Origin of the sequence: Luteibacter sp. (assembly GCF_035539195.1) — a bacterium.
Taxonomy (GTDB): domain Bacteria; phylum Pseudomonadota; class Gammaproteobacteria; order Xanthomonadales; family Rhodanobacteraceae; genus Luteibacter.
This window is the reverse complement of the sequence record NZ_DATLIW010000034.1, coordinates 38,934-53,417: the sequence shown is the minus strand read 5'-3', so window position 1 is coordinate 53,417 and position 14,484 is coordinate 38,934. Positions and strand designations below refer to the sequence as shown.

14 protein-coding genes are annotated in these 14,484 nt (G+C 66.9%); 4 read left to right on the top strand and 10 right to left on the bottom strand.

The window, feature by feature from the left end; all coding sequences use genetic code 11:
• Positions 1-20: 20 nt before the first annotated feature.
• From VM621_RS13140 to VM621_RS13110, 7 genes are all read right to left on the bottom strand, one after another.
• Positions 21-662: a DsbA family oxidoreductase gene (locus VM621_RS13140; RefSeq protein WP_325469419.1), complete on the bottom strand. Its 642-nt coding sequence runs from the start codon at positions 660-662 to the stop codon at positions 21-23.
• A gap of 159 nt (positions 663-821) precedes the next feature.
• Entirely contained in the window at positions 822-2,918 is a 2,097-nt protein-coding gene (locus VM621_RS13135; protein ID WP_325469418.1) for an ATP-binding protein, read from the bottom strand.
• The gene (locus VM621_RS13130; protein ID WP_325469417.1) at positions 2,918-3,250 is read right to left on the bottom strand and encodes a circadian clock KaiB family protein; all 333 of its coding nucleotides are present in this window, start codon (positions 3,248-3,250) and stop codon (positions 2,918-2,920) included. Before VM621_RS13130 ends, VM621_RS13135 begins: the two co-directional genes overlap by 1 nt.
• A complete protein-coding gene (locus tag VM621_RS13125) occupies positions 3,247-3,576 on the bottom strand; it encodes a circadian clock KaiB family protein (protein ID WP_325469416.1) in 330 nt (109 codons plus the stop codon). The genes VM621_RS13130 and VM621_RS13125 overlap by 4 nt, the downstream gene beginning before the upstream one ends.
• Positions 3,573-5,276, bottom strand: a complete 1,704-nt coding sequence (gene kaiC, locus VM621_RS13120; RefSeq protein ID WP_325469415.1) for a circadian clock protein KaiC — start codon at positions 5,274-5,276, stop codon at positions 3,573-3,575. Before kaiC ends, VM621_RS13125 begins: the two co-directional genes overlap by 4 nt.
• Before the next feature lie 128 nt (positions 5,277-5,404).
• Positions 5,405-6,301 (bottom strand): universal stress protein, encoded by an 897-nt coding sequence (locus VM621_RS13115; RefSeq protein WP_325469414.1) that lies wholly within the window; start codon positions 6,299-6,301, stop codon positions 5,405-5,407.
• A gap of 95 nt (positions 6,302-6,396) precedes the next feature.
• Positions 6,397-7,380, bottom strand: a complete 984-nt coding sequence (locus VM621_RS13110) for a zinc-dependent alcohol dehydrogenase family protein (protein ID WP_325469413.1) — start codon at positions 7,378-7,380, stop codon at positions 6,397-6,399.
• 123 nt (positions 7,381-7,503) lie between these two features.
• Here VM621_RS13110 and VM621_RS13105 point away from each other — a divergent pair, with 123 nt between their 5' ends.
• The 3 genes from VM621_RS13105 (at position 7,504) to VM621_RS13095 (ending at position 11,588) form a co-directional block, all read left to right on the top strand.
• Positions 7,504-8,778: a divalent metal cation transporter gene (locus VM621_RS13105; RefSeq protein WP_325469412.1), complete on the top strand. Its 1,275-nt coding sequence runs from the start codon at positions 7,504-7,506 to the stop codon at positions 8,776-8,778.
• Positions 8,779-8,871: 93 nt separating this feature from the next.
• Positions 8,872-9,600 (top strand): response regulator, encoded by a 729-nt coding sequence (locus tag VM621_RS13100; RefSeq protein WP_325469411.1) that lies wholly within the window; start codon positions 8,872-8,874, stop codon positions 9,598-9,600.
• On the top strand, positions 9,597-11,588 hold the full coding sequence (locus VM621_RS13095; protein ID WP_325469410.1) for a PAS domain S-box protein: 1,992 nt from the start codon (positions 9,597-9,599) through the stop codon (positions 11,586-11,588). The genes VM621_RS13100 and VM621_RS13095 overlap by 4 nt, the downstream gene beginning before the upstream one ends.
• On the opposite strand, the gene VM621_RS13090 is transcribed toward VM621_RS13095, so the two are convergent.
• Positions 11,589-12,308, bottom strand: a complete 720-nt coding sequence (locus VM621_RS13090; protein WP_325469409.1) for a Crp/Fnr family transcriptional regulator — start codon at positions 12,306-12,308, stop codon at positions 11,589-11,591.
• A gap of 197 nt (positions 12,309-12,505) precedes the next feature.
• Here VM621_RS13090 and VM621_RS13085 point away from each other — a divergent pair, with 197 nt between their 5' ends.
• Positions 12,506-12,835 (top strand): universal stress protein, encoded by a 330-nt coding sequence (locus VM621_RS13085; protein WP_325469408.1) that lies wholly within the window; start codon positions 12,506-12,508, stop codon positions 12,833-12,835.
• 48 nt (positions 12,836-12,883) lie between these two features.
• On the opposite strand, the gene VM621_RS13080 is transcribed toward VM621_RS13085, so the two are convergent.
• Together VM621_RS13080 and VM621_RS13075 are read right to left on the bottom strand one after the other, a co-directional pair.
• Positions 12,884-13,780, bottom strand: coding sequence for a universal stress protein (locus VM621_RS13080; protein ID WP_325469407.1), 897 nt, complete (start codon positions 13,778-13,780; stop codon positions 12,884-12,886).
• A gap of 42 nt (positions 13,781-13,822) precedes the next feature.
• Positions 13,823-14,434: a universal stress protein gene (locus VM621_RS13075; protein WP_325469406.1), complete on the bottom strand. Its 612-nt coding sequence runs from the start codon at positions 14,432-14,434 to the stop codon at positions 13,823-13,825.
• Positions 14,435-14,484 lie beyond the last annotated feature (50 nt).

Genomic DNA, 14,484 nt, shown 5'->3' with positions numbered 1-14,484 from the left:
GGCCTCGCCCGGCGCCTGAATCAGGCCGCATTCTCGGCGGCAATCTTGCGCAACTGACGTTCGAACTCGTCGGGCGGCTGGCCTCCTGAAATCAGGTAACGGTCGTTGACGATAACGGCGGGAACCCCGGTAATGCCCCGGCTCTGCCACAGCGCCTCGTCGCGACGCACGTCGTCGGCATAGCGATCGGATTCGAGCACCTCACGCGCTTCGGCGGGATCGAGGCCGACCTTGCCGGCAGCCTCGACGAGCGCGTCGTGGTTGCCCGGATCGGTCTGCTCGGTGAAGTTGACCACGAACAACTGGCGCTTCAGTTCGTGTTGCTTGCCCTTCGACGCCGCCCAGGCCAGCAGGCGGTGGGCGTCGAAGGTGTTGTAGATGCGGGTCGCGTCGGACGTGTTCATCGTGAAACCCACCTCGGCCGCACGCGCCTTGATGCGCTCGCGATTGACCCGCGCCTCGTCGGCGGGAATGCGGTACTTCGCAACGATATGTTCGACGGTGTTCTCGCCACCGGGCGGCATGTTCGGATTGAGCTCGAACGGATGGAAGACGATCTCCGGTTCGATCACGTCGCGCAGGCGATCGAGCGCGATATCCAGGCCACCCAGGCCGATGACACACCAGGGGCAGGCGATGTCGGAGACGAAATCGATCTTCATTTTTTGAGCCACGGGGCAGCAACCTTGTCGTTCATCGGGCGATCGTATACCGCCGAAGCCAGGGTGACCTCGACGGCAGATCGCACCAAGATAAAGCCCACGTGGCTCCGCTGGGCTGAAAAAACAAGGGACCAGGGGCTTGCCGGGTAGAGTCGGCGCCTACCGTGCCGCATCGCTTGCGCGTGCCTGGCGGAGGGCGGCGGCAAGGGCGCCTCGCGAATAGGGTTTGCGCAGGACTTCGACCTCGGCCGGGCCGCTCTTGTCGCCTTGCAATTGCGCGGTGTAGCCGGAGGCAAGGACGACGGCGACGGTTGGGTACGTCTCCCGCACGCGACGTGCGAGATCGAGACCGTTGATCTCGCCGGGCATGATGACGTCGCTGAACACAATGTCGATGTCGCTGCGCTGGGCGAGGATGGCAAGTGCCTGCACGGCGTCGCCCGCCTCCACGGTCGCGTAGCCCAGCGCACCGAGCATGGCCACCGAGACCTCGCGTACGTTGATATCGTCGTCGACGACGAGCACGCGGCCATCGCCGGCAGACGGCGCGGCCGCTGCGTCGGGCGTCGCGGTCCCTACCTCGTCGGTAAACGGCAGGCACAGGTCGATCGTCGTGCCCTGCCCCACTTCGCTGGTGACGCTGACGAAGCCACCCGATTGGCGAACGAACCCGTAGACCTGGCTGAGGCCCAGGCCGGTGCCCTTGCCCATCGCCTTGGTGGTGAAGAACGGATCGAAGATCCGCGCCGCGGTCTCGGGGGTCATGCCGGTGCCACTGTCGCGCACGCGCACGACCACGTAGCTACCCGGTTCCGCAGCCATGGCGAGGGCCTCGCGCGGCGTCAGTGTGGTGAGCGCCGTCGTGATCGTGAGGCGGCCGCCGTGTGGCATGGCGTCGCGCGCGTTGATCGCAAGATTGAGAATCGCGGTTTCCAGTTGGTGCGGATCGCTTCGGCAATACCAGCGCTGTGGCGGATGCGGAAGCTCCAGCGCGACCGTTTCGCCCAGGGCGCGGCTCAGCAGTGTGGCGAAGCCGCGCAGCAGATCGTCGACACATACGGGCTGGGCTTGCAGATCCTGCCGGCGGGAAAAAGCCAGCAGTTGCTGGTTGAGGCTGGCGCCCCGCTCGACGCCGGCTTTCGCCGCCGAGAAGAAGCGCTGCGCCTTGGGGTTGTCCTGCGGGACCGCGCTTTCCAGTACGTCCAGGCTGCCGCCGATGACCATGAGCAGGTTGTTGAAGTCGTGGGCGATCCCACCGGTGAGCTGACCGACGGCCTCCATCTTCTGGGCCTGACGCAGCTGGACTTCCATCAGGCGTCTCTCGGTGATGTCGCCGACGACGCCGACCAGTCGTGCCGGCACGCCGTCGCGATGGTAGGTGCGACCTTTGAGGTGCACCCAGCGATGGGTACTGGCTTCCGTCGTGGGACGGACGCGTCGCTCGAACTCGAGAACGCCGGTGACCATCGCCTGGTCGAAGGCGGCCCTCACCTCACCCTGCTCGTGCAACAGAAACGGCTGCGACAGCGACTCCAGCGTGCGTGCCTCGGCACCGATGTCCGGCAGGCCGAGAATGGCTTCGGCCTGCCGGGAAATCGTCACCGTCCCCTGTTGGAGGTCGATGTCCCAACTGCCCATGCCGGCGGCATCGAGCGCCACGGCCAGGCGATCTTCGGCGCTGCGTCGTTCGGCCATCTCGCCGGCGAGCTGCGCGTTCGCCGCCGCCAGCTCGTGGCTGCGCTGGCGGGCATGGGTCAGGTCGGTCGCGATCACGCAGATCACCCGCGGCATCCCCGGCTCGAACGGCAGGTCCACGGCAGAGAGGGTTACCGGAACGACGCGGCCATCGGTCCGGCGAAGACTCACCTCCGCCGCCCTGCCCGCATCGGCGCCGGGCGAGAGCATCTGGGCCATCACCACCGCGTCGGCGCGCTCCAGATAGGGCACGACCGAGCGACCGATCATCGATTCTCGCGTGGAACCCAACAAGGTGGCGAAGCGGTGGTTGCAGTACAGGATCACGCCCTCACCGGTGAGGGTGACGGCACCTTCCTGCATGTGCTCGACAAGCACGCGATACGGGCGATCGGCGCTCTCGAGGGTGTAGACGCGCTCGCCTTCCGGATGATGGACCACGACGGCGTCCACTTCGCCGCGGCGAATCGCATCCAGGGTTTCCTCCGCCTCGCGCAGCCGTTCTTCGAGCCGCTCGCGGCTGGGCCGATCGTCGTCCTGGAACGCCTCCACGCGCACCATCAACCCCGCTGCGCGGGCCGCGAAGCGAGGTCGAGTCCGGCCAGGACTTTGAGCTCGTCGGAGAGATCGCCGATGATCCGGCGCAACGGTTCGGGCAATACCTTGACCAGGGTCGGCGTGGCGACGATCTGCAGTTCGCGGGTGGTCTCAGGGCGCTCGTACACGTCGATCACCTCCAGCTCGTAGCGGCCGTCGAGATTCTCCGCGCAGATGCGGCGCAGGTTCTCGATGGCGCGCGTGGATCGCGGCGTGGACCCGGTGATGAAAAGCCGCAGTTGGTAATGAGGCAACGCCGTAGGGCTCGCATCGGTTTTGGTCGGTATCGAGGTCATGGCGTGGACGGCCGTGGAAGCATGTCCAGGCCGACGAGCACGCGTTCGGCGTTGGACAGGTCGCCGATGACCCTGCGAAGCGGAGGCGGAAGCCGGCGGATCAACGTGGGCACCGCGACGATCTGGTCGCCCGCCGCCAGTTGCGGCGTGACCTGGAGATCGACGACTTCGATCGTGTAGCGGCCGGCGAGATGCTCCTCGCAAAGGCGCTTCAGGTTGGCGATGGCGGCAAGCGACTTCGGCGTCTGCCCGGCGACGTAGAGGCGCAGGTGCACCTGGCCGTCGTCGGCAGATGCGGACGGTGGCATCTCGCGCGCGGCGCTCACATGTCACCTCGAAGGGTCGACATGACCGAGCGGTCGGCATCCCGGTTGCTCGCGTGCACGGCATCCTGCTCGGCGATACGCCCCACTTCGGCCTCTTCGCTCTCCAACTCGGCCTGCAATTCGGCGATCTGACGTTCGACGGAGATACGGCGACGCTCCAGGACCCGACGCCGGGTCGCGATCGCGTCCTGTCGCGCCTGTTCGGCCTCGCGCTCACGGGCTTCCTGAGCCACGCGGGCGGTGCCGGTCAGCACGCCGTCCGGGCCGACGTATACGGGCACCATCTCGATGCCCTGGTCGGTCAAACGGTACTCGCGCAGCTGCTTGGAGTGGTTCATGCCACGCGCCTTGAGCAGCGACAGGACGCGATTGCGCTCGCCATTGGATTCGACGTCGTCGAGGGCGACCCAGATGTCCATCAGCGAGGACACGTTGCGCTCGCTATCCGTCATGGACGCGCCCGCCGATGCCAGGGAGGTGAACAACGCGGTGATACCGCGACTCTTGCAGATATCCGCAAGGCGCAGCAGGGTCGCGTTGACCTCGACCTGCGGTCCGCGGAAGGCCGAGATCGGGTCGACCACGATGACCGACGGCTGGAAGGTATCGATGTCGCGATGCATCCGCGCCAAATGCATTTCGAAGCCATAGAGACTCGGACGCGCTGCTTCGAATTTCAGCAGTCCGCTGTCCCGATGGCGCTTCAGGTCGATACCGACCGACGCCATGTTGCGGGTGACCTGGGCGGCGGATTCCTCGAAAGCGAAGAACAGCGCGCGTTCGCCGCGCGTGCACGCCGCATCGACGAACGAGGCGGCCAGCGTCGACTTGCCCGTACCGGCCGATCCCGAGACCAGGACGCTCGAGCCTCGGTAATAGCCATGGCGCCCCAGCATCGCGTCGAGTCCGGGCACGCCGGATGAGATCACTTCCGTGGAGACCTCGTGCGCCAGGCCGGCCGAGGTGATCGGCAGAACGGTGACGCCTTGCTCGTCGATCAGGAACGGGTATTCGTTCGTGCCGTGCGAGGAGCCGCGATACTTGATCACTCGCAACCGCCGCGTCGTCACCTGATCGATGACACGGTTATCCAGCAGGATCACGCAGTCGGATACGTATTCTTCGATGCCGTAACGGGTGAGCTGACCTTCGCCGCGCTCCGCCGTCACGATAGCGGTGACGCCCTTGTCTTTCAGGAAGGCGAACAGGCGGCGAAGCTCCGAACGCAACGTCGCGGAATCATCCAGCCCTGCGAACAGCGCTTCCACGGTGTCGAGCACCACGCGCTTGGCACCGATAGTATCGATCGCGTGACCGAGCCGCACGAACAGGCCTTCGAGATCGTAATCACCCGCCTGCTCGATTTCCGCCCGCTCGATGCGAACATGGTCGATCACCAACTGTCCATCGGCGACGAGCTGGTTCAGGTCGAAACCCAGGGAAGCGACGTTGGTGGCGAGTTCGCTTTCGCGTTCCTCGAAACTCATGAACACGCCGGTCTCGCCGTACTCCTGACTCCCCTTGACCAGGAAGGTGATGGCCATCAGCGTCTTGCCGCAGCCTGCGGCGCCGCACAGCAGGGTCGGCCTGCCCTGGGGAATGCCTCCGAAGGTGAGCGCGTCCAGACCCTCGATGCCGGTCGGCGTCTTTTCGAGGGGCTGCGCGGTCTGTCGTGCCTCGGCGGACGCCTGGTCGATCATTCGGTCTGTTTCCTGTTCTCGATCATCGGGGAAGCAGCACAGGCTGCACCGAATAAGCCTATCGAGAACGCGTGAAGCAGCGGTGAGCGCGTACCGAGCGTCGCGCTCTTTCTGAACGAATCGGTCAGTTAGTGAGAGAACAGCACGGGCACGCCAGCGTCGAGGAACAGCGCGCGCGTGGTCCCGCCGAACACCCACTCACGGCGCCTGCCATGGCCGTAACCGCCTGCGACGACAAGCTGCGCACCGGTCCTGTCGACCTCGGCGAGAATCGCCTCGGCGGTCGTCCTTCCGTCGGAACGGAGCGACTTCAGGGCGGCGTGCACACCGTGCCGCACGAGGTGACGCACGATGGCGGACGCGCTGTCGGACGCGGACTCGAGCAAGCTTCCGATCGGGTCGACGACCAGCACGTCGACGCGCTGGCACTGCCGCAGCATCGGCAATGCATCGTGAACCGCCCGGCCGCATTCGGGGGTGTCCGCCCACGCGACCACGGCATGCATCGGCTGCCATGTCGTCCTGCCGATCGAAGGGACGACCAGGACCGGCCGGCCCGATTCGAGCAGGATGGCGGCAAAAAAGTCGTGGGCGATGGACTTGACCGCCGGCGCTCCGTGAGGACGTTCCATCACCGTGAGGTCGTACGGCCGCGTGGCGAGCGCCGCAAGCGCTTCGGGTTCGTCACCGTGCGCTTCGATCGGCTGTACCGATGCGCAGACGCCGGCATCGGTGAGGCGTTTGCCCAGCGCGGTGGCGGCGGCTCTCGCGTCGGCCCGGATGTTCGCGTGGATTTCCAGAAAGGCCTCGTCCGGCGCCAGCGCCAATGCCCGGATCATCGGTTCCGGCATGATCAGCATCTGGAGCACGGCGAGGCTGGCCCCGAACTGCCGGGCAAGGTCGGCGGCGACCTCCAGCGCGACCGTATCCGGCGAGGCATCGGGCAGCAGCAGGGCGATGTTGCGAAGGATCTTACGCTCGGCCTGGGTAACGCGCGCGGACGAATCACTGGTAACGACGGACATGGGCCTGGTCTCCCGACGGTTTGGCTGCCTTCGTTCTACGCCGGCGACCGGGAAAGGGCTTTGATGCAGGTCAATCCGGCAGGCCGCACGGCGTTTCAGGGTACGAGCACGGCGGCTCCATATATGCGGCCTTGCCGTAGCGCATCCAGCGCGGCGTTCGCATCGTCGAGTGCATAGGCCGCGGTGATGGTGTGCACCGGCGCGCCCCGAACGTGCGCGAAGAACGTTTTCGCGTCGTCGCGGGTCAGGTTGGCGACCGAGGAGAGCTGTCGTTCCTCCCACAGGACGCTGTAGGGAAATGAAGGGATGTCGGACATATGGATACCTCCACAGACGACACGGCCGCCCTTCCTCACCGCTCGCAACGCCAGCGGAACCAGCTCGCCGGCGGGTGCGAACAGGATCGCCGCATCAAGCGGGTCGGGCGGAAGGGCATCCGAGCTCCCGGCCCAACAAGCGCCCTGCTCGATGGCGAACGCCTGGTGCTCGGTGTCTCCCGGGCGTGTGAACGCATACACCCTCCGACCCTGGCTCACCGCGACCTGGACGAGGATGTGCGCGGCGGCACCGAAGCCGTACAGCCCTAGCGCGTGTGCGTCGCCGGCTTTCGCCAGCGAGCGCCAGCCGATCAAACCCGCGCACATCAGCGGCGCCGTGGCGACGGGCCCGCCCTGCGTGGAGATCGGGAAGCAGAAGGCGGCGCGCGCCACGATATGACTGGCGAAGCCGCCGGGCCGCGTGTAGCCGGTGAATTCCGCCGCGTCGCAGAGATTCTCCGCCCCGGCGAGACAGTAACGGCAATGCCCGCAGGTTCCACCGAGCCAGCAGACCCCGACCCGTTGCCCGATCTTCAGCCCTTCGACCTGGTCGCCGATCCGCTCGACCACGCCGATCACTTCGTGCCCCGGAATCACCGGCGTTCGGACGTCGGGCAATTCGCCATCGACGACGTGCAGGTCCGTGCGGCAGACGCCACAGGCTTCGACGCGCAAGCGCACCTCGCCCGGACCCGGCTCCGGGGTCGGCAACTCCTTCAGCACCAGTGGCCTGCCCACCGCTTCCAATACCATCGCACGCATGCGGCTCGTCCTTTCGACAACGGTTCGGTAACCAGAACGGTTTCCCCTTGTACGCCACCGATGGGTGCCGCGGTTGACCTGGATCAACCGGCTCCGGCGTTGGCCTGCTTCACTACGCTGGCCATGTCAGAACCTCCTTTCGCCATCGCCCCGACCGTTCGCGCCACCCCTCCCGCCTGGCGTCGCCTCGGCGCGGGCGTGATCACCGGTGCGGCGGACGACGACCCGAGCGGGATCGCCACGTATTCGCAGGTGGGCGCCCAGTTCGGCTACAGCATGCTCTGGACGACCGTGGCCACGGTCCCCCTGATGATCGCCATCCAGACGATCTGCGCCCATGTGGCGAGGGTGACGGGCGTCGGCCTTGCCACGAACCTCGCGGCCATCCTGCCGCGCGCGTTGGTGTTCGGCCTGGTCGGGCTGCTCGTGGTGAACAACGTGGTCAATCTCGCCGCGGACATCGGTGCCATGGGCGACGCCGTCGCCTTGCTCGCCGGCGGTCACGCGCGGTACTTCGCCCTGCTTTGCGCCTCGGTGTCCCTGGTACTGGAGATCTTCATACCCTTCCGCCACTACGCGCCGATCCTGAAAGTGCTGACCCTGAGCCTGTTCGCTTACGTGCTCACGGCCTGCGTGGTCGGCATTCCGTGGATGGAGATCGTGCGGCATTGGATGCCCGAGCATGTGGATCACGCGATGCTCGTTGCCGTGGTTGCCGTGTTCGGTACCTCGGTGAGTCCGTATCTGTTCTTCTGGCAGGCCGCCGAGGAAGTCGAGGAAGAACGTGCCGATCCCAACGCGCTTCCCCTGCTTATCGCACCGGAACGGGCATCGGCCGAGTTCCGCCGCATCGGCATCGACACCGATCTGGGCATGACCTACTCCAATGTCGTCGCCTTCTTCATCATCCTGACCGCGGCCGTCGTCCTGCATGGCGCAGGCGTGACCTCGGTGGACACCTCCGCCGACGCCGCCCGCGCGTTGCAACCGCTGGCCGGACGTTTCGCCTCGGTCTTGTTCACCCTTGGCATCGTCGGCACCGGCATGCTGGCCGTGCCCGTGCTCGCCGGCTCGGCCGCCTATGCACTGACCGAAGTGCTGGGCAAGGAAGGGGGCCTGGAGCGTCCCCTCAGCCAGGCCAGGACGTTCTATGGCGTGCTGGCGGCGGCCACCGTCCTGGGCACGCTGCTCACCTTCCTGCCGATCTCGCCGCTCCGCCTGCTGTTCTGGTCCGCGGTCATCAATGGGGTAATCGCCGTGCCGCTGATGGCCGGGATCATGTGGGTGGCATGCAGCAGGCGCCTCATGGGCCAGTTCGCCCTGACCGGATGGCTGCGCGGGATGGGCTGGAGCGCCACGGCGATCATGGGCCTGGTCGCCCTCGGCATGCTCTGGTAAGCCGTCGCTTGCCGCTCGGGCCTGCGTGCCTTCTAATGACGGGATATGGTCGCCGGAAGCATTTCCGGTGCCAATCACCGACAGGCAGGCGCAATGGCGTTTCAGGACACCGGTGACAGGCTGCTGATCGTCGACGACGAAGTCGACATGGTCGCCATGCTCGCGCGTTATTTCACCGCGCAGGGTTTCCAGGTCGCGACCGCCAACGATGGCGTGCAGATGCGTCGCGAGCTGGCGGGACAGAACGTGGATCTCGTCCTGCTCGACCTCGGCCTCCCGGGCGAAGACGGCTTCGCGATCACCCGCTATCTGCGCGAGCAGTGGCGAGGCCCGGTAGTGATCGTGACCGGCCGCGGCGAGGCCGTCGATCGCATCGTCGGCCTGGAGCTTGGCGCCGACGACTATGTCACCAAGCCCTTCGATCTGCGTGAACTGCTCGCGCGCGTTCGCAGTGTGCTTCGGCGGAGCCGGGTCGCAGTGGCCGAGCTCGCCGCGGTGTCGCCGCCGGGGAGCTTCGCTTTCGGTCGCTTCGTGCTCGACATACGCACGCACACGCTCACGCGCGACGGTCACCCGATCGACGTGACCTCCGGCGAGTTCGCCTTGCTCCGTGTGCTGGTGGAGCATCCAAACCAGGTCCTCACGCGCGACCAGTTGATGACCCACGTGCATGGTCGGGAAGCCGGGCCGTTCGATCGCGCCATCGACGTGCAGATCGGCCGGCTGCGTCGCAAGATCGAAGAGGACGCGGCCGACCCCCAACTGATCAAGGCCGTGCGCGGCACGGGCTACCTGTTCACTCCCACGGTACGCCCCGCGTGACGCACGCCGAGGATGCCATTGCCGATGCGGCGCTCTTCCGCGCCCTGTTCGAAACGGCGCCCGACGCCATGGTCGTGGTGGACCGGAGCGGCAGCATCGTGCTGGTCAATCCGGGTGCCGAAGCGTTGTTCGGCTACGCGCCCGGAGCGCTTGTCGGCCACCCCATCGAAGTTCTCCTGCCCGACTCGTTCCGCGCCTTGCACGTCGGTCATCGCACGCGGTACATGGACAACCCTCGCGTCCGCCCGATGGGCGCCGGCTACGAACTCACCGGCGTGCGCGCGGACGGCTCGCCCTTCCCCGTCGAGATCGGCCTGAGTCCCATCGCCGCGACGCCGACACCGCTGTTCGCCGCCTCGATCCGCGACATCTCGGAAACGCAGCGCGCGCGCCAGGCACTCACGCGTAGCCGTTACGACGCTGCCCTGGCCGATATCAGCCGCCGCATCCTCGTCGCCCCGAACCACGATGCCGCGCTCGCCACGATTCCCGTGCTTCTCGCTTCGGTCCTGGATGCGTCGGCCGTCGCCATCCTGCTGACCGATGCGCACCGGCCCAGCTTGCGTCTCGCGGCATCGACCGGGGTGGAGCGGCACCTGGAGGAACAACTGACACGCGCGACATGGATCGACCAGCTCGAGGCGCCGCGGCGGCGCGACATGGATGCCGGGCGCGTCACACCGTTTCCGCCACTGGACGGCGCGCCCACGGCGAACGCCGTCGTGGCGCTGCTTCCCGACCGGCGTGGCCCGGCGGGTTATCTGGTGGCGTGGCTACCCACGGAGAACAGCAGCGATCGCGACCGCCGCCACTGCATCGGTGCCGTGGCCAACGTGCTATCGGGAGCGATCCAGCGCGGCCATGCGGACGAACAGCTGGCGCATGCTCAGCGACTCGACGCGCTGGGCCAGCTCACCGGCGGCATCGCGCACGACTTCAACAACCTGCTCACGATCATCTCGGGCAACCTGCAACTGCTCGAAATGGAGAGTCCGGCCGATGCCGCCACCCTGGAGACGGTCGCCAGCGCCTCGCGTGCGGTGGCTCGCGGATCGGCACTCACGCGTAAACTGCTGGGGTTCTCCCGCCGCCAACGCCTGTCGCCGCGAGCCGTAAGGCCGGAACTGTTGCTGGCCGACCTGAGCGACATGCTCGGCCGCACGCTCGGCGAGCATGTGCTAGTGATAGCCGGTTGCGCCGACGATCTGCCGGCGGTGTTCGCCGATGCGGGCGAACTCGAAGCGGCCCTGATCAACCTGGCGATCAACGCTCGCGATGCCATGCCGGAGGGCGGAAAACTAATCATCTCCGCTCGCACCTTCGACAGCATCGGTGACGACGAACTGGCACCCGGAACCTACGTGGTGTTCTCGGTGGCAGATTCCGGCACCGGCATGTCCCCCGACGTGCGTGCCCGCGCCATCGAACCCTTCTTCACCACCAAGGACGCGGCCAAGGGCAGCGGCCTGGGGCTCAGCATGGTCTACGGTTTCGTGAAGCAGTCCCGCGGGCGGCTCACGCTGGAAAGCGAGGTCGGCCTCGGCACCCGCATCGATATGGCCTTGCCGGCAGCTCATGGCACGGTGGCGATCGTCCCTCCCCCGCCCACCGCGATGGGAAATGCCACGGTCCTGGTCGTCGAAGACGAGGATGAGGTCCGTCGCATCGCGGCGTCCTTCCTTCGCAAGGCCGGTTACACGCCTGTCGAAGCCGCGAACGCCGAATCGGCCCGCGCCGCCTTCGCCGCGCATCCGGAGATCGCCCTGCTGTTCACCGATGTCGTTCTCGGCGCGGGCGATTCGGGGATCGAACTGGCGAGCGAACTGCAAGCGGAGCGCCCTGCGCTGAGGGTACTACTCACTTCCGGCTACGAATTCGGCTCCCTGGACGCGGGGGCCGGTGACGACACGGCCTTCGAGTTGCTCCGCAAGCCGTATCGACGCGAAGAACTGATCGTCGCCCTGCATCGGGTCCTGCACCAGCGTTGATCAGGCTGCGGCACACGCCATGTCACGCAGCGCGTCCGCATCCAGCACACGGACTTCCCGGCGCTGCACGCTGATGTAATTCAGATCGGCCAGGTGAGACAACGCGCGGCTCACCGTTTCATGCTTGATCGCCAGGAAACTGGCGATATCCAGGCGGCTCATCCGCAGGATGAAATGCTTGGCGCTATAGCCCATGCGCGCCTGCCGGGCGGCGATATCGATCAGGAAAGCGGCGACCCGTGGCTCTGCGGCCAGGGTCGACAGGAGCAGCATCCAACTGCGGTCGCAACGGATCTCGGCAGCCATGGCCGCATGAATCTGTTCCTGAAGGCCCGGGATCTGTGTCGCGGCCTTCATCACCGCCGGATACGGCAGTTCCCAGGTCTCACTGTCTTCGAGCGCGACGGCGTCGCAGGCGTACGAGCCCAGGCCGATCGAATCGGCACCGACCAGTTCGCCACGCATCTTGAATGCGCTCACTTTCTCGCGCCCGTCGTCGGACACTTCGCAGGTCTTGTAGGACCCGACGTGGATGAGATGCAATGCACGAAACGGCTGCCCGGCACGAAACATGAACTGGCCGGCCGCGTGCTTGTGGCGGATGACCGTCAAATGCCGCTGCAGTGCTTCCATGTCGAGCGGCTCGCCGACCGACGGGCCCGACGGCCAGGCCATCCACGGCAGCGATCCGGTGAACCCTTGCGTGCTGGTCGCGATCATGGCGGTGTTCCCCTGCCAGGTATTGGCTTCGATGGGCCTCAACCTAGCCCTCGCCGGTCACCGGGGATGGTCACGACGGCAACGGTCTGTAACAGAAGGTAACGATCGACGATGGGGGAGCTGGCCTTGACGCGCGTCAAGGTGGCAGGCCATCGGTTGCGGTTCGATAGTCGCGCCCCCGTCGTAGGACCCTCGCCTTGATCCAGCACCTGCTCCTTGCCATCGATCGACGCGCCGGCTCTTTTCGGTCGGCAGCGCTTGGTCTGCGCCTTGCCTGGTGCTGTGGTGCGCGCGTCACGGTCTTGTTCGTCGTGACTCAGCCGTCACCGATGTCGTCCGGCGACCAGGCGAGGTCTCACGACGCCGTCGATGCCGGCGAGCGCCTGTTCCGACGCGTGCGGCGCATGGCGGCGATCGCCGGGGTTCCCTGCGTCTGCCGCTATGCGTTCGGACGTGACGCGCAGACGCTCGTCAGCGAGGCCGCCGCCACGCACCGCTGCGACCTGATCGTGCTCGGTGGGCCATGAGCGACGGCGCGCGCGGCGGCTAGGACGATGGCGTGTGACGCCGGCGTGTCAGTGTGAGAAGAGCACGGGCACGGGTGCATCGAGGAACAAGTCACGGGTGGTTCCGCCGATGACCCACTCACGCAGCTTGCTGTGACCATACCCACCTGCGACGATCAGCTGAGCGCCGCTATGCCGTGCGTGATCGAGCAGGACGGCACCGACCGGCTTGCCGCGTGATTTGCAACTCACCACCCGTGCGGCGACGCCGTGCTCGACGAGGTGGCGGACCACGGCGTTGCCCCTGGCCTCCCGTGCCTCCAGGGCCGTCGCCACGGGATCGACAAGGATCACGTCCACGCTCTCGCAGCGCTGCAGGAACGGTAAGGCATCGTGCAGGGCACGCGCCGACTCCGCGGTATCCGCCCAGGCAAGCACGGCATGGTGCGGCGGAAACAGCGGGAGGCCGGACGAGGGAACGACCAGGATCGGCCGCCCTGTTTCATGGAGAAGTGTGGCGAAGTAGGCGTGGACGATCGCCGTATCCGCCGGCGCGTCGAACGGACGCGCCATGACGATCAGGTCCGAGGCGCGAGCCGCGCTCGCGGCCAGTCGGCCCGGTTCGACGAACAGCGCTTCGAGCGTGCGCACGTCGCCCGGCACGCCCAGCGTCGCTATCGTCTTGCGCAGCGCCTCGGCCTTCACTTCCGCGGCGTCGCAAAGATCCGTGTAAACCTGGGCGAAGCCGGCATCGGGCACCATGGCCCATGCGTCGATCATCGGCGCCGGCATCACGACGAGCTGAAGCACATCCAGCCTTGCCCCATACTCACGGGCGATGCCGCCGGCCACCTCCACGGCGACGGCGTCGCCGCCGGTCTGGGTCAGCGCGACGGCGATGTCGCGCCATGGCGATGACAGGTCTTCCGTCTTTTCAAGGGATGGCATGGCGGCGATAACGGACATGACGAACTCCTGGTCAGGTGATCGAACGGACGCGAACGCGGATCAAGCGGCGCCCGTGGGGGCGCGCTCCGGTTTGGCGTCGCGGCAGGTAAGTAACGGTACGGAGACATGCGCACCGACCCGACGGGCCAGGCGGCCGCTGCGCGAACCCATGACGACGAGATCGCAACCGGTTTCCCGGACCGCATCCCGGATCGCGCGGTCCGGATGCGGATCGAAGGCCAGCCGTGTCTCGAAGCGGACGCTCGCGTTCATGGCCAGGGCGCGGGCGTAGTCGAGGCTTCGCTCGGCGAACGCGGCGCAGTCGGGATCCACGGTGACATCCGCGGCGGCGAGGATACGCGCCAGCCACGTGCCCCCTTTCCACGGCATCGCGGCGTGCAGGAAAACCACCGGAGCGACCGCGAGGCGCGCCAGGGACACACCCAGGTTCACCGCTTCGGTACCCAGCGCCGAGCCATCGGTCGCGATCAGAATTCGCGAGAACGGCGGCTTGCCCTCGATCGGCAGGTCGCCGCGGGGTAACGTTCGCGCGCAAATCCGACAGAGCGGACGGCTCGCCTCGTGCGCGGGAACGAGTTCCTCGGGCACCTCGGTATCGGGAACGCCGGGGCGCAGCAGGGAATGGTAAGGAACAGCGGGCGCGGCGGCCATCGGGCATCTCCGGGGCGTGCATGTGCAGAGTGGACACGACCATCGCGCGA